We start from the raw sequence: 20,582 nt of genomic DNA, 5'->3' as shown, positions 1-20,582 counted from the left end.
CTGGTCATTCCGCTTAGGAGTAAAATGGCTGTGCCACGCCGTTGCCTGCGGCGGTTTTGGCACTGTCGAAGGTGATCTGTGGCTGTGGCTGCTCGTGGTCGAAGGCCATGGCTTGCCCGCCGATGGTGAAGTTGCCGTCCCAGTTGAGGGAGAGTTCGGGGCCACCGGGCGGTGTGACAGACAGCAGGCGCCTGTCGGCGTCGAACATGACCTGCGTGGCGAGAATTCTTTCGCGGAAGTGCGCGAATGCGTTCGTATCTCCGCAGCCGATAATGCCGATCCAGCCAGCGCGGCGGCCAGGTGATCTGATCTCGCGGTCGGCGGTGGCGCCTGCTGTTACAGGTTCAAGCCCATTGGTCGCATAAAGTGCTGCAAAGCCGCGGCCCGCGCGGGTGATGAGCCAGTTACCCTTCGTCACCACCTCGTCCAGCCCGTCGCGACCGAGATAGGCATGGGTCCAATCATTGCGGTGATCATCCGTATCGAAGATCATCATGGCGATATCCCGGTGCTGCGCCACGCGCGGCAGGATGCCGCTGCCGGCCCAATAAGAGGGGCGCTGCGTGCCCCAGGGGTCGTCTTCGCCGGGATGGTTGACCCACAGCCGCGCCATCGGATGGCCGGCAAGCTTGATGTCCATGACGTGCTGCTGGTGGCCCTTGCGACCTGTCTTGTGGTCCACCACAGTGGAAAGCTGGGCTGCTTCGTTCTTGAAAAGCACGAGTTTGCCCGGCTCCAGTCCCTGCGCATAACGCGCCTCGACCATGCGGCCGCCTGCCAGTTGCGACAGGGCGGCAAGATGCGGAGGCGGCAGGTAATCTCCACAGCAGAACATCGGCAGCGAGGCGACGCCATTGTTGAGCCAGCCCTGACCGAAGGCAACTTGCGCAAAAGGTGCAAGTTCCGTCAGCGGCCCGGCGCGCAGCTCCTTGTCATAGGCTCTGCCTTGGGAACCGGAGGGAACGCCACCAAGCGTGTGCAAAGCGATCATTTCGAAAATGAGATCGAGCTGGTGGCGGGCGCGGGCGGCAAGTCCCGGTTCGGCCCAATGTTCGATGGCGAGAAGGCCGATGAAATCCACCGGGTAATAGGCGGCCGAATTCCATTCGGCGAGACCGTGCGCCTCGACGCTGCCGAACCAGCGCTGCAGCCGCTCAGTGGCGAGTGCCGCCTGTCCTCTGCCGGTGCGCCCGGAGGCGCTGAAGATGGCGTCCGGCAGATAGTCTCCCGCGAGCAGCTGGCTGGTATGGAAGCACAGAACGTGGTTTTCGCTCCAGAACCACATGACGTCGTTGCCGGGTTCGTCCACCCAGTAGCGATAGGAGAGAATAGAAGAGTTGATCCGCTCAAGCATCTGAGGGGGAAGCCGGTCACCATAGGCGCGCACCAGCCAGAGAAGTGGCACCAGCACGAAATCGGAGCAATCCTCACGCCGGTCGATGGACCGCAGCGTTGCGTCGACGATGCCGGAAATCGTCTTCATGTCACCGCTGCCGGTAGCGACCATTGCCAGCGCGCGGCCGATGCGCCATGCACCAAAGCGGGCGCTGAAGGACAATGCCGCTTTCTTTCGCTCGGCAATATCGGTGGCGGCCGGTTGTGGCGCCATATCGCCCATGAAGGCTGCGTCGATGACGCGCGTTACCGTTCCGGCACCTGAACCGATGGTGATCCTGACGCCATGATATCCGTCCGAAATGCCTGCCGTCTCGGGGATCGTCAGGGTCGATTGCCCGGCTTTCAGCACGGTATCGACCTCGGCAAGGGCGGCGCGCTCGTGGCCGTGGCTTTTCACCGCAATGTGGACGGGAAGGTCGCTGGCAGGTGCTGCCCCGAAAACCAGCTCGAGGGCCGCGCCGGAAAAAACGTCGCGTGCGGGGCGAACATCGCGCACCAGTGCGGCAAGACGTTTCGTTTCTCCCCGGTCGAGCGGCACCGGCAGCACGACGGTGAGCGGCGTGGCGTCCGTAACCTCAAGCTCGAAGAACCAGATGATGTCACGTTCCGCCAGATCTTCGCAAAGCAGCAGCACTTCGTTATCGCCGGCCGCAAGTTCGAGCGTGATATCGCGGCTGCTTTCGACATTGCGGATAAAGGGCTCAAAGCGGACCTGTTCCACGCCGCCCACCCAGATGCGCACGCCGCCGCAGGTGCGCAGCCGGAAATGCGCCTGTCTTGTGGTGTCGCTGCGGAACGTGCCCTTCAGCCAGCGCTGCACATGGGTCGGAACGTGCCAGAAACCGGTGAATTCAACGCGTCGGTTAGAACCCGGCAGGTTGAGGTGCGAAACCGTAAAGCTGGAGTCGGGCGCGATGTCACGGCCGATCATCGTCTCTTGAAAGGCCTTGCGGCAGGGCAGGTCGCCAACATCCACAAAGCCGTTGATGAAGCGATAATCGACCCGGTCTTCCGCCGGTGCCGCAATTCCTGGAAATGAGGTTTCCACCAGATCCGAGACGATCCAGGCGGTAACCGTTTCGCCTGGCGGCACGGTATACGTGGGCTGCGACGTGCCCGTCGCCAATGGTCCATCCGTCATAATGGATCGCCTCCCGTCGACCTTTATGAAATTATTTTCACAAATCCATTTTCGCTTTGTTGCGGCGATTTGTGCGATTTAGCCGAAACAAACAGCTTGACGTTTATTCTGTCAAGTCGCAAAACAAACGAAATCGAATTAAGACGAGGAGCTTCAATTCGATTTGTGAAAAGTTTTTCATTGGGAGGATGAGCATGCTGAAACTGTTTTCGGGCGTCAGCGCCCTCGTATTGGCCTCTATCGCCGGCCTTTCGGTCGCAGAGGCCGAGACAAGAACGATCACGTTCCTTTTTACGGATGACGACCAGGGTTATGTGCAGCGCATGTCTGAACTCAGCAAGGAGTTCGAGGCGGCCAATCCGGGCGTGAAGATCAACTTCGTGTCTTCCGGTTATGATGCCGTTTCCAAGCAGCTGCCGGTACAGCTAGCGGTGGGCGAGGGGCCGGATGTTGCCAAGATCACCGACTGGCAGCTCGCTTCCTACTATCTCGACATGCGCCCCTACATGAAGGATGCGGACGGCTTTGCCAAACTGCACGGTTCGAGCCTTGCCCAGCTTCGTCTGCCTGGTGTCAACGATCCGCAGTCGATCAACGGTTACATGGCCTCGCAGACGCTGAACCTGCCCTTCGTCAACAAGACGCTGTTCGAGCAGGCGGGTGAACCCTTGCCCGGCCCGACAGCGAAATTGAGCGAGATCGTCGAGGCGTCCGCGCGCGTTGCCAAGTCGACCGGCGTGCAGATTCCCTTCACCATGGACCGCTCCGGCCACCGCTTCTCTGGCGGCGCCTTCGCTTATGGTGCGACCTATGTGAAGGACGGCAAGTTCAGCTTCCCCGACGACGCGGCGAAAAAATACATCTCCGACATCTATTCATGGACGCAGAACGGCAGCTTCCCAAAGGAAATGTGGGGTGCTGCGGGTGGCTCGCAATACAAGAACATGGGCGATGAATTCGTCAACGGCAATGTCGTGACCTATCTGGCCGGCAACTGGATGGTCAATCCATTCCAGAACAAGATCGGTGACAGCTTCGAATGGACCGCGATCAACGCCCCCTGCGGCGATGCCGGTTGCTATGCCATGCCCGGCGGCACGGCGATTGTCGGCTTCAAGCGCACCAAATATCCCGAAGATGTCGCCCATTTCGTCGAATTTCTCGGCTCTGAAAAGGTGCAGCGGGAAATCGCCGAAAATTACGTGATCCTGACGGGTGCCGAAATCGTCGATCCGCAATACAAGCTGAAGAGCGAAAACGCTAAGGCGGCGATGAAGGTCTTTCTGGACAACAAGAAGAATGTTCCGCAGGCCGCCCGCGAATTCGAGCACGCCAAGGGTGGCACTGCCATGTATCAGCAGATCGTCCAGCGCATGAGCCAGCTCATCGTCGGCGAACTGACGCTCGACCAGACCTGCAAGGTCCTGGAAGACGATGTCGCCAAGATCAATGAGGCCGTTGCGGTCAAGAAATGATGAGCGCCCGTTCTTTCATCACGAAATAACGATGCTCTCGATCTGCCCGGAGTTATGCTCCGGGCATACGTCGCCGCTTGTTCGCCGGCTGTTGTGGCATATGCGATCTGACTTAATCAGCAAGTCGAAAAAAAACTGCAATACGCCCGGCATAAAAGCTGACGGCGAGGCGTGCCGGAAGCTGCGTGCCCGCTTCGTCACGCGTCATTCGCTGAAATCATAGGATTCGTCATGGCTAAACTGAAGATGTCGTCTTTTCCGTTCGTGCGGTCGGCCTTGCTTGCCTCCGTCGCATTGCTGGTTCTTGTCCCGAACGCACAGGCATTCGAGCGCACTCAACCCGCAGGTCAGGGTTATGCCATCACGGTACCCGAACCCGCAGCAAGATATCCGCTGCCGCTTTCCGACACCTATCGCAACCAGACTGGCAAGAATGCCAAGGGCGAAGACGTCCGTGCCTATGACGACCGCGACAATCCCGTCATCGAAATCCTCTCGGGTTTTAATCGCATCTGGACGCTGGGCGATAAAAAATGGGCGGATGGCGGCGCCAATGGCGACGGTCCGAGTGATTTCAGCCATGCGAAGGCCGTCAATCCCGCTGTCTGGCAGGAAAACATGCGTTACGTGCTTTCCGTAACCGGTGAGAACCGCACCCCCGCCGCGGCCTTGAACGCCTATATGAAAGACCGCCGCTCGCAGGGTTACAGCATGATCGACGGGATGGGGCCGCTTGCTCCGTGGTATCGCGAAGGCGCGGGCGCGACGACGACCATCAACCACACCCTGGCGGATTTCGATCCGAACGAGGTCATCACGCGCAAGGAAGAGGACAAGGGCACCGAGGCTGGAGCGGCCGATTCCGAGCTGAAGGATGTCGTGGCCCTCATGAAGGTAATGCGTGGCCCGGAAGGCACGACGTCGCCAGCGAAATATTTCTATTCCACGCCGCGCCCATGGCGCATGAATGCCAAGGGCGAGGTGATAGAGACAGGCACCGAGACCATCGGCGACCGCAAGTTTGAAACTTACGAAACCGATCCCGGCGTCATTGTGCCCGCGCTCAAATATGCGCGCGAGAACCGTGGACGCGGCAAGGATGGCGGCTTTCCGAGCGGTCACACCAATGCCGCCTATCTCGCTGCCATCACTTATGCCTACGTTTTGCCGGAGCGGTTTTCCGAATTGTTGACTGCCGCTTCCGAGCTTGGCGAAAGCCGTATCGTTGCAGGGATGCATTCCCCAGTCGACGTGATCGGCGGCCGCATTACGGCCACCGCCATAGCCGCCGCTATTCTGGAGGATCCGAAAAACGCCGATCTCAAGAAGGCCGCGCATGATGAATTGCAGGCCTATTTTGCCAAACGCTTACCAGCGGGACAGTCCCTGATCGACTTTGCCCATAGCGCGAAACCGGATGTAGACCCTTTTGCGGATGCGGCGATCAACGAGGCTGATTATCGCCGGCGTATGACCATGTCCTTCAGCCGCGACAAAAAAGTTGGCGATGCGCCCATGGTGGTGCCGAAGGGTGCCGAAGTTCTGCTGGAGACACGCCTGCCTTATCTCGATGCCGCGCAACGCCGCGCCGTCCTGTTCTCCACCGGTATCGAGGCCGGTTATCCGCTGCTTGACGACAGCAATGGCTGGGGCCGGATCAATCTGGTGGCCGCCGCTGCCGGTTATGGTGCCTTCAACGGCGATGTCGACGTGACGATGGATGCTGCAGCCGGCGGGTTCAATGCGGCTGACCGCTGGACGAACGATATTGCCGGGGCAGGGCGTCTCGTCAAATCAGGCAGTGGCGCGCTCACGCTCACCGGCGCCAACAGCTATAGCGGCGGCACCGTCTTGCAGGACGGAACGCTTGTGGCATCCTCCGCCAATGCGCTTGGTACAGGCGGCGTGCTTGTCTCCGGCGGAACGCTTTTGCTGAACGGCGAAAGTGACATCGTCATTGGCGGCGATTATGCCCAGACGGGCGGCACGCTGGCGCTTGATCCGCAAAAGGCTCCGCTGCGGGTCAAGGGCAACGCGACGCTTGATGGCGCAACCCTGCGGCTCGCCTTCGATGGCGCCGCACCCGCTGCCGGCAAGCGCTTCAACGTCATCGCCGCAGACGGCCTGACTGGCACCTTCGCTGCGATCGACGCGGGCAATTTGAAGGTGCGGCCGGTTTATACCGGCTCGTCGCTGTCCGTGGTGGTCGAATAGGCTGCGAGGCCAAGGTTTCGCGGGCGCGGTTTAATCGCCGCGCCCGGCCGGCCCGGTTACAGGAAATAACGGACCCTGAGCGGCAGCAGGGTGGCGCCGAGTGCCGAGGAATCGCCTTCTGTCTCGCTGAGCACCAGTTTTGCTTCCTGCGGGCCGATGCCGTAACGGTGTTCGCGTTGCGAGGGCATGTGTACGCGTTCGATCATCATCCGGCCGAGTGCGCGCGGCAATTGTCCACCAAAGACGATCGCCTGTGGATCGAGAACCGCAATCAGGCTCGCCACCAGCCGGTCCACCTGCGGCATGGTCCGCTCAAGCCATTCCTCGACGCCCGGCCAGGCAGGGTCAAAATGCTGATAGAGCGCTTCGATCGAATCTATCTCGCTCCCGTGTTTCTGCAGCGTCGCGATCAGATATTGCAGCGCCGGCCGCCTGTCGGCTTCATCCGGGTTGAAGATGCCGCTGAATTCACCGGCATTGCCGTGAAAACCGTAGAAAGGCTGACCTCCCAGAATGAGGCCGCCGCCGAAACCATAGTTGAAGGATAGATAGGCGAAGGTCTGGCACCACAGTCCCACGCCGCGAAGGCTTTCGCCGATCGCGCCGGTGGTTGCGTTGTTTTCCAGCCAGACTGGCAGACGGAATTTCTCTTCAAGGATCGGTTTCAGGTCCATCAGCGACCAGTCGCGCAATGGTTCCGGCGCGTTGAACGCCCGATCTTCCGACACGAAAAATCCCGACATTGAAAAGCCGAGGCCGAGCAGGCGTTCGCGCGGGATGCCGTGGTCCGCCAGCAACCGTTCCAGAGCGAGCGACAATGCGGCAAGCGTCATTTCGCGATCGCTGGGAAGCATCCGCAATTTTTCTTCGACAACCACCATGCAGCGGAAATCGGCGATGCAGATCACCACGGAGTCAGTGTTGATGGAAATTCCGAGCGAATAGGCCGCCTCAGGCACCAGTTCAATGGTCGGGCTCGGCTGGCCACGCGTTCCTTTAAGCGGTGCGCCGGTACGCAAAAGGCCGCGTTCCAGCAGGCCTTCGATCAACCGATGCACGGATTGCTGCGTCAGGTTCGTGTGACCGGTGATTGTTGCACGGGCAATGGGGCCGTGGCGGCGCACGATATCGAGAATGAGGCGCTCATTCTCGCTGGCAAGCGGCTGGCGGTCGAAGGTCTGGCGCGGTGTCTTATCTGTTGTCATGACCTTGGATAGCGGCTGCACAAGGCCTTCGCAACTCGGGCCGCGCGCCGGGGACGGCATTTTTCACTGGACTGTCACAAATAATACACTTAGAGTGTAGTAATAAGAAGCCGGTCAATAACGGATCCCCAGGAGGAACCATTCAATGAGCATGAAATTTATTGCGATCGCCGCGCTTGCGCTGGCGACGACGGTAGCGCCTTGCCTTGCGGCGGATACCAACATGAAGAACCTCGACTTCGATCTGTCGAAGGTCACGCGCGAAAATTTCTATGACATCGTCGTTCCCGCTGCCAAAGCGGAAGGCACGGTGACGATGTACAATTTCGCCGGCAGTTTCGCGGATACGTGGAAAGAACTGATCACCCGGTTCGAGGCCAAATATGGCATCAAGGTTACCTATAGCGACGTGAAGGGAGATCAGGCGAACCAGCAGCTCATCGCCGTGCAGGCGGCTGGGCAAGATTCGCCTGTCGACGCCTATTTCGCTGGCGGCGGCGGCTATCCGCTTTTGTCTTCCAAGGGCGTCGTCGGCAATATTCCGCTGACGAAGATCTTGCCCAACATGGCCAATTACAATCCGGAACTGGCCGAGACCGTTTTCGGCAAGGCGCATGGCGGCAGCTTCCCTCTGGTGCATCTCAACCAGACCGCACTCGGCTACGATTCCGCCTTCGTGAAAGCCGAAGACGTGCCGAAGAGCTTCGACGATCTTCTCGTCTGGGCTGAAAAGAACCCGAAGCGCCTTGGCGTCACCCTGCCAGCCAAGGGCGGCTCCGGCGGCGGCTTCATCTATTCGGTGGCGCTCAATTATCTCACCGGCGACTGCCGCAAGCAGCTTACCGACTATAATCAGACGCTGCAGCAGGCCGAAGACTGGGCAATGTCGTCCGAGTGCCTTACGCCGGTCTGGGATTATTACCGTCGTCTTCTTGCCGTGGCTGAACTGACAAACGGCAACGCCGACACGCTTAACCTGATCAACAACCAGCAGCTCTACATGGGCACCGTCTGGGAAGACCAGGTCATGAGCTTCCTCGGCACCAAGCAGTTGCCGGAGAGCTTCCGCGTCACGTTGCTGGAAAAAGGCCAGGTCGGCTCGGGCGATGCCATTTTCGTGCCGGCAAATGCCAAGAACGTCGCGTCCGCCCTGCTTCTGATCGATATGGCGATGAGCAAGGAGTTCCAGCTCTGGAAGCTGGAGAACAAGGCTTCGCGGTCTCCGCGGGCGGATGTCACCAACGACCTGATGCCCAGAGCCGTACAGGAGCATGTTCTGCCGCAAAGCGTTTATCCGCGCCTGTCGGTTCCGGCGTTCTGGGACATGTCGACGGCCCTTGCCGAAGCGCTCGATGAAAAAGTGCTCAACCAGTAACACCTGCCCGGATCGACCGGACCGTGGGGCTGGAAACCGCCAAACGGTCCGGGAGCCTTGGTCGAAACCATGAGGGAGCCTCGCCATGAGTGAACTCGAGATCAGCAATATCAGCAAGGATTACGGTTTGAGCCGGGCGCTTCATCCCGTGTCGATCACTGTCGAGCGGGGCGAATTCGTCACCATTCTCGGCCCCTCGGGCTGCGGCAAGTCCACGCTTTTGCGCATCCTCACCGGCATCAGCCAGCCTTCGGGAGGCGAAATCCGGCTGGGCGGCAAGCGTATCGATCAGGCGCCGCCGGAAGCGCGCGACATCGCCATGGTTTTTCAGTCCTATGCGCTTTTCCCGCATATGTCGGTTGCCAAAAACCTTGGCTTCGGCCTGAAGATGAAGAAGGTCCCGAAGGACGAGCGCGCGCGCCGCATCGCCCATGCGCTTGAAATCTGTAATCTTGCCGGCCTGGTGGACCGCATGCCGCGGCAATTGTCCGGCGGGCAGCAGCAGCGCGTGGCGCTGGCGCGCGCCATTGTCATGCAGCCAAGCCTCTTGCTGTTCGACGAGCCGCTCTCGAACCTCGACGCCAAGCTCCGCGACACGCTGCGTCATGAACTGACTGAACTTCACCGCCGGATCGGCGCGACCAGCCTTTATGTGACGCATGATCAGGCCGAGGCCATGGCGATGTCGGACCGGATCGTGGTGATGAATGCCGGCCGCGTCGTTGAAGTGGGAACACCGCTCGAACTTTACCGTGCGCCCAAACACGCCTTTACCGCCGGTTTTCTGGGTCAGACCAACCTTTTGCCGGTTTTGGCTGAGGGTAGGCACGCGCAATTGCCTTGGGAGCAGTCCGTAACGCTGGATGCGACTGCTGCCGGCTCCGCACAGATTTCGGTTCGCCCGGAAAACATCCACATCAGCGCCGACGAGGCGGGTGCCGGCACGGTCTCTGCCGTTTCCTTCATGGGCGCCAATGCGCTTTATACGGTCGAAATCGGCAGCCACCAGATCAAGATCAGCCAGTCCGGTGCGGAAAATCTTATCGATGCGGGACGCAGGGTCGCCTTGCGTTTTCCCGGATCGGTGCATCTGCTCGATGACGGGCAGGCAGGGGAGGCGGCGTGATGCGCGGGGTGCTTCGCGACAGGCGCGCCCAGCTGCTGGTCCTGCTTGCGCCGGGGGTGGGTTATTTGCTGATCTTCTTCGGCGGTCCGCTGCTTTCGGCACTGATCGGCAGCTTCAGGCAGGACGATGGCAGCTTCACGCTGATGTTCTACGAGCGGATTTTCACACGTCCCTCGATGATCCGCGGCCTGACGACTTCCATCTATTACGGTGTCATGCCGGTGATGGTGTCGCTTGCGGCTTCGGTGCCGCTGGCGCTTCTGATCCGCAAGAGCTTTCTCGGCCGCAAGCTGTTCAGCGGCCTTTACAAGCTGCCGATGGCGGTGCCGGGCATCATCGTCGGCCTGATGGTGATCGTCGTTTTCGAAAGGGGCGGTTTTCTCGACCGGCTGGTCGCGCCGCTCGGGCTTGAATTGCCCAAACTCGTGCGTGACGACTGGGGCATTGGCGTCATTCTCGCCAGTGTCTGGAAGCAGATACCCTTCATGACGCTGATCATCACCAGTGCCTTTGCCGCCATTCCGGAGGACATCCGTTACGCGTCGCGCACGCTCGGCGCCTCGAGGCTGAAGACCTTTCTGTTCGTCGAAGTTCCGCTCGCGATGCCAGGCATCACCGCCGCCATCCTTCTTACCTTCATCGGCTCCATGGGCTCCTACGCCATTCCCGATATTGTCGGTCCGCCCACTGCCCGGCCGCTTTCGGTTCTCATGGTCACGGAGTTCAATCAGGGGCGATTCAATCAGGTCTATGCCATGGGCATGGTGCTGAGCCTCTTCGCGGTCTCCGTCCTGCTTCTGTATTACTCCCTGACATCCCGCATCGGCCCCGGCCAAACCCGAGGAGACGCATAATGAGCGCCATTGCCCTCGAACCCGTCACCATGACACGCCGCCGCACCTTCACGCCGGACGACCGGATTTTCGTCTCCATCGGGCTCTTCACCGCGCTGGCGCTCGCTATCGCCGTGCCTCTGGCGCTGATGTTCCTGTGGAGCATTGCCGATGGATGGACGCCGCCTCTGGTGGTGCCGAAGGATTACACCACCACGCGCTGGGCGAGCATTCTTGGCGATGCCAGCCTCATCCAGGCCGCCGTCAACAGCATCCTCATCGCCATCGTCGTGACTTTCTCCACGGCCGCTATCGCACTGCCGACCGCGTGGGCCATGGCCCGTTTTCCCTTCCGGCTGAAACGGCTGGTGGAGATCTTCATTCTGGCCCCCATCATCATTCCGGGGCTGGTCGTCGCTGTCGGCATCGGCCAGGTGTTTCTTCTTTTTGGTCTCGCTTATTCGGTCACCGGGGTCATCCTTGTGCAGATCGTCGGCACGCTGCCGCTGATGATACGGCTGATGACGGCGACGCTAGAAACCATTCCCGACGACCTGATCCATGCCGCCCGTTCGCTCGGCGCGGGAACGGCCGGCATTGTCATCCACATCATCCTGCCGCTTGCGGTGCCCGGCCTTCTGGCCGGTGGCCTGATGTCCTTCATCGGCAGCTTCGAGGAATTCGACAAGTCCTTCATCGTCGGTGCGCCTGTCGTGCAGACGCTGCCGATCAAGCTCTACATGTATCTCGACCCCTATTCGATGCAGATCCCGCTCGCCTCCATCGTCTCCTTCATCCTGCTTCTTCCCGCACTCGTCGTTTTCATCATCGCCGGCCGCATTCTGCGTGACGACCTGATGGCGGCGGGCATGGGGAAAATCTGATCCGGGCAACCCAACTCCGGTAAACGCAACATCCGAAAGTGAAAAAAATGCCTCAAGCCCTTGCAGCCCAACGAAAAGTCTCCAATCCGTGCAACGTTCTCGCCCTCTGCTCGCGCGACAATCCCGCGATCCTCACCATCGCCCATCGTGGGTTCTGGACCGCGACCGCTGAAAATTCGCTGGCTTCGGTTCGCGCAGCGGTCGCTGCCGGGGTCGAGATGATCGAGATCGACACGCAGGCGACGGCCGATGGTCGGCTGGTCGTCATTCACGACGAGACGCTCGACCGCACGACGACGGGGCGGGGGACAGTGAGCGAACTGGCCTTTGATGTCGTCCGTTCCGCACGGCTGAAGGCAGGTGCTGGCGGCGATGCAGCCGATGTGACGGAGGAATGCGTACCGACGCTGGAAGAATTGCTGGAAGAGGCGCGTGGCAAAATCACCGTCAATATCGATACCAAGTTCACCCGTGACCTGCCGCAGGTCATGGAAACCGTACTGCGCCTCGGCGTCGCGGATCAGGTTCTGGTGAAAACCGATATCGATCCTGAAGCCGAGCATTTCGATGTGCTGGATACCGACTGGTTCGGCAAAATTCCGCATATGCCGATGTTTCCGGTGAGAAAGGGCAAGTTTGCCGAGGATCTGCGCCGCATCGAAGCGTTGCGCGCGCCGATGATAGAGGTAAAATTTACCGATATCGCTGATCTGGTCGAAGGCCGCGCCGAAATGGAGCGTCAGAATATCCGCCTCTGGATTAACACGCTCGACGTTTCCCATTGCCTCGATCTCAACGACACGCGCGCACTTTCCGATGCAGAAGGTGTGTGGGGCGCACTGGCGCAGGTCGGCGTCGGTGCAATCCAGACGGATGAAGTCGAGGCCTTCACGGGCTGGCTGAAGGCTGATGCAGGCGAGACGGGCAGGTCATGGACACGATGAACCAGCGCCTCGAGCGTGCAGCCGGCATCATAGAGGAGGCGATGGGGCTTGCCCTTCGCTTTTTCGAAGCGCGCGGCAGCATCGCCACCCGCACCAAGGGTTTTCAGGACTTCGTCTCGGAAGCGGATACCGCGGTTGAAAGGCTGGTGCGCGACCGGCTGGCGGCGGCATTTCCGGGTGAAACCGTTCTCGGCGAGGAGATGGGCGGGATCGCAGATGACGCCTATTGGATCATCGATCCCATCGACGGCACCGCAAACTTCCTTCGCGGCTCACCACTCTGGGGCATCTCGCTGGGCTTCGTGCGCAACGGCGTCCCGGAAATCGGGGTCGTCGCCATGCCAGTCTTCCAGGAGATCTATTCGGCTGCCGAAGGAACAGGGTTGTTGCTGAACGGCAAGCCGCTTGCGCGCGATGTTCCATTTAAGGAAGTGCAGGTGATGTCGCTCGGTGACAGCGCGTCTGCCGATGCCGCGGAGGTGGCGGCGCTCAATGTCGGCTTGAGGCATGCGGGCTGGGTGGTGGAATCCATCCGTTCGACCTCGATTTCACTGGTTTTTGCAGCGCGCGGCATCTTTGATGGCCATCTGCAAAAACTGACGACCATGTGGGACATCGCCGGTGGCGTTGTCCTGGCACGGGAGGCGGGTCTTGACGTTCGGATTGGAACGCGCGGCGAAACCGGCATTCCCTGGGTTGCCGCCGCAACGCCTGAATTGATGGCCGCGACGGAAACTCTCTGGCCGGAGATCGCGGAATTGGTGCCGGCCGAACTTGCCTGAAATTCCCATAAAAATCGGTGCCGGGTGAGAGATCCAGACACTTGGCGCCTTCCACCGGCAACTGGACCGAAAAGCCTCTGACGACTGGTGGTTATGCCCAACCCTTCAGCGCCCGGCCGGAATAATAGCTGGGCGTTGTGGCGCGGTAGATCGGTATGCTGGCGGCACCGAGATGGGGCAGGTCGCTCATCATCGATTTGCGTATTTCAGGTGGCTCGACGAAAAAGTCTTCGCCGAGCATTTCCAGCGAGCCGATGCGCTGCACGATGTGTTCAAGAACCCAGTCAGGTAGCGATCCGCCAAAAATGATGGCGCCGGGATCCATCGTCCGGGCAACCGTCAGCGCCAGCAGACGAAGCTGGTCGGTCGCCCTTTCCAGCCAGGCAACCACGGCGGGGTGGTCGCAATAGCTTTCATCAATATCCTTCAAACGCCGGATGCCCACTCCGTGGGCGGCCAGCGTGTCGCAAAGGTCCTGTCCAGAGGGACGTGGATGGGATTTGGGAAACAGGCCGCCAAACTCGCCGGCATTGCCGTTCGTGCCGCGATAGAGATGGCGCTGAACCACAACGGCGCCGCCTATGCCGTATGTCAGCCAGATCATCGCAAAATTGCGGATGCTTCGACCCGCTCCGTAATACAGCTCCGAGAGGATGACGGTATTGCCGTCATTTTCGTGAAAGACCGGGAAATCGAAATAGGGCTGGAAGTCCTTGTCCACGTCGATGTCGCGCCAGCTCTCGAATTGCTTGATGCGAAAGACATGGCCTCGATCACGTTTGAAGTGGCCTGGAAAGCTGATGCCGCAGCCAAGCACATCCTTCTTTTTGATCTTTGCCTTTTCAACCACCTGTCGGGCGGCCGTCTCGGCCATCTCCATGATATGCTCGAAACTGTGTCCCTCAAGCTCGGACCTGATTTCCTGCCTGATCGTGCCGTTGAGATCGGCCAGGCAGACACGCAGATCGTCCGGGTTGAAATAGACCCCGAGCGTGAAAAGTCCGTTCGGATTGATCTCGATGGCAGTGGATGGCTTCCCCCGTTTGCCGTCGCTGCGCGCTTCCTCGGCTTCCAGGATCAGGCCGGATTCCAGAAGATTGGCCGTCAGGCGGGTGAGGGTCGGTGCGGAAACATCCATCTCGCGCGCCAGTTCGATGCGCGACATACCTCCCTTGCCGCGCAGGATTTCGAGCAGACGCCGTTCATTGTAGCCGAGGTCGATCAACCAGGTCTCCCACGAGAAGTTAAGTCGGATGATTAGCGCAATTTCAGTGGCTGTGCACCTTGTTTTCCGGAACGTCCTGACTTTTCAGGTTCGCAGATTAAGCGCGGCTGTCTTCAAATGTTGAGTTTTTTCAGACGGATATTGGATTTTTGTATTCAAGATAAATTGCAGCTTGACTAATTAATTTACGTAAAGAAAATAAATAGCAGACGGCGGGTAGCGACACGCAAAATCAATAAGAAATTATGTCGTACTGCCTTGCCAGTCAGGGAACAAAAAAACGGAGCACCCTTTATGCGTCAATCATGCACTATTTTCGCGCGCCTTGTTGCTGGCGCAACTTTCCTTGCCAGTGCGGCTTTTGCCCATGCGGAAGGTACCGTCGTGGTCTATTCGGCAGCGCCGCAGCAGCTCATGGATGAGTTGCTGCCCATGTTTGAAAAGAAGACCGGCACCAAGGTCGAGCTTGTCAAAGCCGGGTCCGGCGAGCTGATGAACCGCATCAAGGCGGAAAGCGGCAAGGCGGCTGGCGACGTGATCTGGAGCGTTGATGGCACCGTCATCGACTTTTCCGCCGACCTCTTCGAACCTTACAAGCCTGTCGAGGCAGCATCGATCAACCCTGCCTTTTCGCCGAGCACCAACTGGGTTCCTTTTACCGCAGTCGTTACGGCCTTCATCGTCAACAAGGAAGCGCTGAAAGGTGCGCCGGTTCCGACATCCTGGGCCGATCTTGCCAAGCCTGAATACAAGGGCCTGATTTCCTCGGCCCGTGCCGATCAGTCCGGCTCCGCCTATATCCAGATGGCGACGGTTTTGCAGGATTTCGACAGTGAGGAGAAGGGTTGGGAAGTTTATACCGGCATTCTCGGCAACTCCGTTCTTTCCACCTCTTCAGGCGCTGTTCCGCGTTTCGTCAATGATGGCGAGCAGGCGGTTGGTATCACGCTCGAAGACGCCGCCCTGCGCTACAAGCTTGGCAGCGCCCCGGTAGAGATCGTCTATCCGAAAGAAGGCACGGCAATCGCGCCTGACGGCATGGCGCTCGTCAAGGGTGCGCCGAACGCCGAAAACGGCAAGGCCTTCATCGATTTCATCGTCTCCAAGGAAGCGCAGGAAGTCGTGGTGAAAGCCGGTCGTCGCTCGGTCAGAACCGATGTTCCTGCCAATTCGGCGCTCGTTCCGCTGTCCGATGTTCCGGATGCGAAATACGACTTCAAGTGGGCTGCGGACAACCGCTCGCGTCTGATGGAAAAGTGGAACGAGATCCTGCTCGACGTCCAGTAAGAACATTGCCGGGGGCGGTGCGTCAGGCAACCGTCCCCTGCTTACCTCTTTCACAACAGCATTTTCGTTCCGTCCACCGTGGTCGTGTGCCGCGCAGGATATGTCATGGAGCAGCACATGGCCGCCGTAGAAATTACCAGCATCAAGAAAAGTTACCGGGATGTCGTTGCCCTCTCCGACATCAACATCTCCATTCCCTCCGGATCGTTTTTTACGCTTCTTGGACCCAGCGGTTGTGGCAAGACGACCCTTTTGCGCACGATTGCCGGTTTTCACCAGCAGGATAGCGGCAGCATCAGCATCGAAAGACAGGCGATCGAACATGTGCCCGCCCATAAGCGCGATGTCGGCATGGTCTTTCAGGATTATGCGGTGTTTCCGCATATTTCGGTGTTTGACAACATTGCCTTCGGTCTGAAACAGCGCAAGGCGTCTTCAGCCGAGATCCGCGAACGGGTCGGCAAGATTCTCGATGTCGTGCAGCTCGCTCCCTATGCCAAGCGTATGCCTCACGAACTCTCCGGCGGCCAGCAGCAGCGTGTGGGTCTTGCGCGCGCACTCGTCATCAACCCGAAAGTGCTGTTGATGGACGAGCCGCTGTCCAACCTCGATGCCAAACTTCGCGTGGACCTGCGCCGGGAACTGCGTGAAATCCAGCAGGCCATGAACATCACCACCGTCTATGTCACGCATGATCAGGAAGAGGCGCTTGCCATGTCCGATCTGGTTTGCGTCATGTATGGCGGCGTCATTCAGCAGGCGGCACCACCCTGGGAAGTCTATAACAATCCCGCTAACCGCTTCGTCGCGTCGTTCGTGGGCGCAAACAACTTCCTGACGCTTGACCGTGCAGGCGGACAGACATCCATTTCCGGCCACAAGGTCGCATTGCCGCAGGCGGGTGCGATTTCCCCGCAGCGGAAGATCGTCGCCGCCATCCGCCCGGAGGCGATTTCGGTCGGTCCTGCCGCGATCGATGGTGACGAGCGCATCGAACTGCCCGTGACCATAAGACTGGTCAGTTTCACGGGGCGTGAGATGAACGTTGCAGCCGTTCTCTCGTCGGGCGAGGAAATCGAGGCGATCACCAAGCCATCGCCTGAGATCATTGCACTGCAGCCCAACCAGAAGACCACTTTCTCCTGGCGCGCGGCCGATGCGAAGCTGTTCGGCGAGGGCGTAACCGGGGAGCGCCTGTCATGACGGATATGACTGCGACTGCAACTCCCGGCGGTTTCCGCCTGCGACTGCCAGGTTTTTGGACAAGCGTGACGGTATTTGCCGTCATCCTGCTGGCGATCTTCCTGATCCTGCCGATTTTCAGCGTCTTCTTCATCAGTTTCTTCGATGCCAAAACCGGTGCGTTCGGTCTCAGAAACTATGCGGAAGTGTTCACACGGCGTTTTTATACCGTCGCACTCTGGAATACGCTTCTCATCGGTGTGCTGGGCATGCTGGGCGCCTGCCTTCTCGGTATTCCGCTTGCCTTTTGCACCTCCCGTTATCGCATCAAGGGGCGCACTTTTATTGCCACCTTCGCGGTTCTGGTTCTGTGCGCACCGCCGTTCATTGGTGCTTATGCCTGGATTATGCTGTTCGGTGCCAACGGTGCTGTCACCAATCTCTTGTCCTTCGCCGGCATTTCATTGCCGACGATCTACGGGATCCCGGGTATCGTGATGGTCTTCAGCCTGAAGTTCTTTCCCTACATCTTCCTGATGACGGAGAACGCGCTGAACACCATCAACAAGTCCTATGAGGACGCGGCGGAAAATCTCGGCTGCACGGCGTTCGAGCGTTTCCGCAAGATCACCTTGCCGCTGGTCTTTCCGGCAGTCAGCACCGGCGCGATCATCTGCTTCGTGCTGTCCATCGCCGACTTCGGAACGCCGGCAATCCTCGGCAAGGGCATCAGAACGCTTTCGACCATCGCCTATGCACAATACACCTCCGAAATGGCCGGTACGCCGACCATGGCGGTTACGATTTCCATGGTGATGATTGCAATTTCGATGGCGGCACTTCTGTTGCAGCGGCACATTCTTGCCAAGCGCCGCTACGCCAGTTCATTGACCAACAGGCCGGTAAAGCAGTCCATGCGCCCGTTGAAGTCGTTCATCGTGCACGGCTTCTGCTATCTGGTCGTCTTCATCGCCATGCTTCCGTCGCTCACGGTCATCTACACCTCGTTCCTCGCAACCAGCGGTCCCGTCTTCACCGGCGGCTTCGGGTTGGACAGCTATGCCCGTATCCTTCGTGATTCACCGCAGGCGATTGCCAACAGTTTCACGTTTGCACTGGCTGCCGTGGTACTGATTGCGATCGTTTCCGGCCTGCTGTCGTTCATCGTGGTGCGACGCGACAATGCGGTCTCCGGCTCGCTCGATCTTCTGCTGATGGTGCCTTACCTCATTCCCGGCGTTGTCATGGCGATCGGCTACGTCACGACGTTCCGCTATCCACCCTTTGATATCACTGGGACGGCGCTCATCATCATCGTCCTGGTGTTTATCCGCCGGCTGCCTTACGGCGTCCGCTCCACGACATCGATCCTCAGGCAGATCAAACCGTCCATCGAGGAGGCTGCGGTCAATCTCGGGGCTTCGCCGGCAAAGACCTTCGTGTCGGTGACGGTGCCGCTGATGCTGCCCGGTCTCATCATCGGTTCGCTGATGAGCTTCATAACGGCTATCAACGAGCTGTCCTCGACGCTGATCCTCTACACGGCACGAACGATTACCATGCCGGTTCTCATCTATGTTCAGGTGATTGACGGCGAGTTTGGCACGGCTGCGGCGCTTTCAACCGTCCTTCTGGTCAGCACCGGACTTTGCGTCTTCATCGTGTTCCGCCTCTCGGAAGACAAAGAAGCCTCTTTCGTCTGAAACCATACCAGCCCTCACCAAAAGCCTGCAGTAGCGGCGACATACGTGTCGCCGCCAGCCTCCCTCTGCCCAGCCTCCCTCTGCAAGGAATACACGACGATGAATATCGCGAGCTTTTCGCAATCGAAATACAAGAACGCCGCAACGCCCGGGGACGATGTGGCACTGATCATACCGGGACGGGTTCTGGCCGTTTTTGACGGTGCGACCGACCCGACCGGTGCAAGTTACGGCGGCTTGAGCTCGGGCCGTATCGCAGCACTCGCTGCCGCAAATGCCGTGGCGAAAATGGGCCTCGATGGCACGCTGGAAAAAATTGCCGCGCCCAAGCTTTTTCAGAACATCAGCGATATCTTGAAGCAGGAGGCCGAGCGCATCAATGCCAGCCATCCACCGTCGACAACCCTGGCAATTGTTGCCGACCTGGGAGACAGTTTCCGCCTGCTTCTGGCTGGCGATTCCGGTGTGCGTATCAACGGCTCCCGGTTGCTGCAGCATGCCAAGCTTATAGACAAGGTAAGTACATCGGCGCGCATCCTTGTCTTCAAACAGCTTTTTGCCGCTTTGAGGGATGGTGATGCAGCCGAGGCACGCACGCGTGCGACCATCTTTTCCGGCCTGCGTTCCGCTGTCGAAAACGGCATCATGACTGCGCAGGAGGCGAAGAATGTTGTCATTGCCGCAGCCCACATGAGCGGTCTTGAGAGCGATATCGAAGCAGTCGAGGAATTTCTGATGGGAGGAATTCGCGTCCAGCCGCAATTCGCAAACAGGCAGGGACACGTACTGGGATACGCCTCGGTCAATGGCGGAACGGTCATAGAAGAGGGGACGGTCGATCTTAGCATCGCCAAGGACACGCTTGTGAGCCTTGAAATCTTTTCCGACGGTTATCTGTCTCTGCCGGCTGGAACCGATGTCGCTGACTGGGAAGCGGAATTTGCCCGCGTCGAGACGGCAGATTTTCACAAGATCAACGAGTACCCGTCGGTGAAGGGGTCAACATCGAGCGAATTCAGCGACGACAGGACCGTGGTGTGCATGAAGGCGCGGTGAAGAGATATCCGCGCCGAAAAGTATTTCGAAGCTGTCCGTCTTTCGAAGTGACAACCGCGAAAATTCCACCGCTCGTTGGCAGTGTTTGTCGTCCGCTATCGCCCCCAATTCGAAAGGCCTTGCCCTTGAAGGCGAAGAAAGACGCTGCGCACATGAGATCATGGGAAGGTAAGTCTATGGTTTAGCTAACGGCTTACCTCCGTACCTAGATAGTTGCGTTCACTCCAGAGCAAGGGTTTGCGCAGCGGATCGAAGCTCGCTTCGATGATCGATCCAACAAACAGGATGTGGTCGGCGGCATCAATGGAGCCGACGAGTTCGCAATCCATCGAGAGCAGCGCGTCAGCAAGCCTTGAGCTTCCCGACGGCCAGACATCCCAGTGGCCGACGGAAAACCGGTCCGGCAGGTTTCCTTTTCCGGCGAACACATCGGCGATCTCCTCCTGCCCTCTGGACAGCGTCGTGACTGAAAAGCGCCGGCTTGCTGCGACAAGATCGACCATACGGCTGCTGGCATCGATGGAGATCATTAGAAGCGGCGGTTCGGCGCTGAGCGGCATGAAGGACGTGATCGTACGTCCGATCCGCTCGCCCGCATGGGAGGCCGTGGCCACGGCCACGGTGAAGACGAGGCTCGCCATAGCGTCCTTGAATTCACGCGGCGAGATTGTCGGAGAGGGGGGTGCTTTCAGCGGGACATGCGCGTGATTGACCACACCACCATCGATCAGCATGAAATTATGAGACATGCA

General features: G+C 59.2%; 16 protein-coding genes. 12 read left to right on the top strand and 4 right to left on the bottom strand.

The window, feature by feature from the left end; all coding sequences use genetic code 11:
* Positions 1–13: 13 nt before the first annotated feature.
* Positions 14–2,539, bottom strand: coding sequence for a hypothetical protein (locus tag ASD46_RS21270; RefSeq protein WP_060642648.1), 2,526 nt, complete (start codon positions 2,537–2,539; stop codon positions 14–16).
* Between the two features lie 194 nt (positions 2,540–2,733).
* On the opposite strand from ASD46_RS21270, the gene ASD46_RS21265 reads away from it, so the two are divergent.
* The gene (locus ASD46_RS21265; RefSeq protein WP_060642790.1) at positions 2,734–4,014 is read left to right on the top strand and encodes an ABC transporter substrate-binding protein; all 1,281 of its coding nucleotides are present in this window, start codon (positions 2,734–2,736) and stop codon (positions 4,012–4,014) included.
* Positions 4,015–4,245: 231 nt separating this feature from the next.
* The gene (locus ASD46_RS21260) at positions 4,246–6,228 is read left to right on the top strand and encodes a phosphatase PAP2 family protein (RefSeq protein WP_060642647.1); all 1,983 of its coding nucleotides are present in this window, start codon (positions 4,246–4,248) and stop codon (positions 6,226–6,228) included.
* Between the two features lie 56 nt (positions 6,229–6,284).
* Here ASD46_RS21260 and ASD46_RS21255 read toward each other — a convergent pair whose 3' ends face one another.
* The gene (locus tag ASD46_RS21255) at positions 6,285–7,433 is read right to left on the bottom strand and encodes an ROK family transcriptional regulator (RefSeq protein ID WP_060642789.1); all 1,149 of its coding nucleotides are present in this window, start codon (positions 7,431–7,433) and stop codon (positions 6,285–6,287) included.
* Between the two features lie 145 nt (positions 7,434–7,578).
* On the opposite strand from ASD46_RS21255, the gene ASD46_RS21250 reads away from it, so the two are divergent.
* From ASD46_RS21250 to ASD46_RS21225, 6 genes are all read left to right on the top strand, one after another.
* On the top strand, positions 7,579–8,808 hold the full coding sequence (locus ASD46_RS21250; RefSeq protein ID WP_060642646.1) for an extracellular solute-binding protein: 1,230 nt from the start codon (positions 7,579–7,581) through the stop codon (positions 8,806–8,808).
* A gap of 85 nt (positions 8,809–8,893) precedes the next feature.
* Complete coding sequence (locus ASD46_RS21245; RefSeq protein WP_025594997.1) at positions 8,894–9,934, top strand: ABC transporter ATP-binding protein; 1,041 nt, start codon at positions 8,894–8,896, stop codon at positions 9,932–9,934.
* Entirely contained in the window at positions 9,934–10,788 is an 855-nt protein-coding gene (locus tag ASD46_RS21240) for an ABC transporter permease (protein ID WP_060642645.1), read from the top strand. The genes ASD46_RS21245 and ASD46_RS21240 overlap by 1 nt, the downstream gene beginning before the upstream one ends.
* Positions 10,788–11,651: an ABC transporter permease gene (locus tag ASD46_RS21235; protein ID WP_060642644.1), complete on the top strand. Its 864-nt coding sequence runs from the start codon at positions 10,788–10,790 to the stop codon at positions 11,649–11,651. The genes ASD46_RS21240 and ASD46_RS21235 overlap by 1 nt, the downstream gene beginning before the upstream one ends.
* Positions 11,652–11,698: 47 nt before the next feature.
* On the top strand, positions 11,699–12,595 hold the full coding sequence (locus ASD46_RS21230; RefSeq protein ID WP_060642643.1) for a glycerophosphodiester phosphodiesterase family protein: 897 nt from the start codon (positions 11,699–11,701) through the stop codon (positions 12,593–12,595).
* Positions 12,583–13,377 carry an inositol monophosphatase family protein gene (locus ASD46_RS21225; protein WP_162248397.1) on the top strand — a complete coding sequence of 265 codons (795 nt, stop codon included), beginning with the start codon at positions 12,583–12,585 and terminating at the stop codon, positions 13,375–13,377. Before ASD46_RS21230 ends, ASD46_RS21225 begins: the two co-directional genes overlap by 13 nt.
* A 91-nt stretch (positions 13,378–13,468) precedes the next feature.
* On the opposite strand, the gene ASD46_RS21220 is transcribed toward ASD46_RS21225, so the two are convergent.
* Positions 13,469–14,602: an ROK family transcriptional regulator gene (locus ASD46_RS21220; protein WP_004431088.1), complete on the bottom strand. Its 1,134-nt coding sequence runs from the start codon at positions 14,600–14,602 to the stop codon at positions 13,469–13,471.
* A gap of 294 nt (positions 14,603–14,896) precedes the next feature.
* On the opposite strand from ASD46_RS21220, the gene ASD46_RS21215 reads away from it, so the two are divergent.
* From ASD46_RS21215 to ASD46_RS21200, 4 genes are all read left to right on the top strand, one after another.
* Positions 14,897–15,889: an ABC transporter substrate-binding protein gene (locus tag ASD46_RS21215; protein WP_013762397.1), complete on the top strand. Its 993-nt coding sequence runs from the start codon at positions 14,897–14,899 to the stop codon at positions 15,887–15,889.
* 117 nt (positions 15,890–16,006) lie between these two features.
* Entirely contained in the window at positions 16,007–17,092 is a 1,086-nt protein-coding gene (locus ASD46_RS21210) for an ABC transporter ATP-binding protein (RefSeq protein WP_060642787.1), read from the top strand.
* Positions 17,089–18,774 carry an ABC transporter permease gene (locus ASD46_RS21205; protein ID WP_060642642.1) on the top strand — a complete coding sequence of 562 codons (1,686 nt, stop codon included), beginning with the start codon at positions 17,089–17,091 and terminating at the stop codon, positions 18,772–18,774. Before ASD46_RS21210 ends, ASD46_RS21205 begins: the two co-directional genes overlap by 4 nt.
* Positions 18,775–18,873: 99 nt before the next feature.
* A complete protein-coding gene (locus tag ASD46_RS21200) occupies positions 18,874–19,830 on the top strand; it encodes a hypothetical protein (RefSeq protein ID WP_060642641.1) in 957 nt (318 codons plus the stop codon).
* A 185-nt stretch (positions 19,831–20,015) separates the two neighbouring features.
* Here the strand turns inward: ASD46_RS21200 and ASD46_RS21195 are convergent, their stop codons facing one another.
* Positions 20,016–20,579 carry a flavin reductase family protein gene (locus tag ASD46_RS21195; RefSeq protein ID WP_060642640.1) on the bottom strand — a complete coding sequence of 188 codons (564 nt, stop codon included), beginning with the start codon at positions 20,577–20,579 and terminating at the stop codon, positions 20,016–20,018.
* Positions 20,580–20,582 lie beyond the last annotated feature (3 nt).

This window comes from Rhizobium sp. Root491 (genome assembly GCF_001427205.1).
GTDB lineage: Bacteria > Pseudomonadota > Alphaproteobacteria > Rhizobiales > Rhizobiaceae > Agrobacterium > Agrobacterium tumefaciens.
The sequence above is the reverse complement of the archived record's forward strand: the minus strand, read 5'-3'. Positions and strand labels throughout refer to the sequence as shown.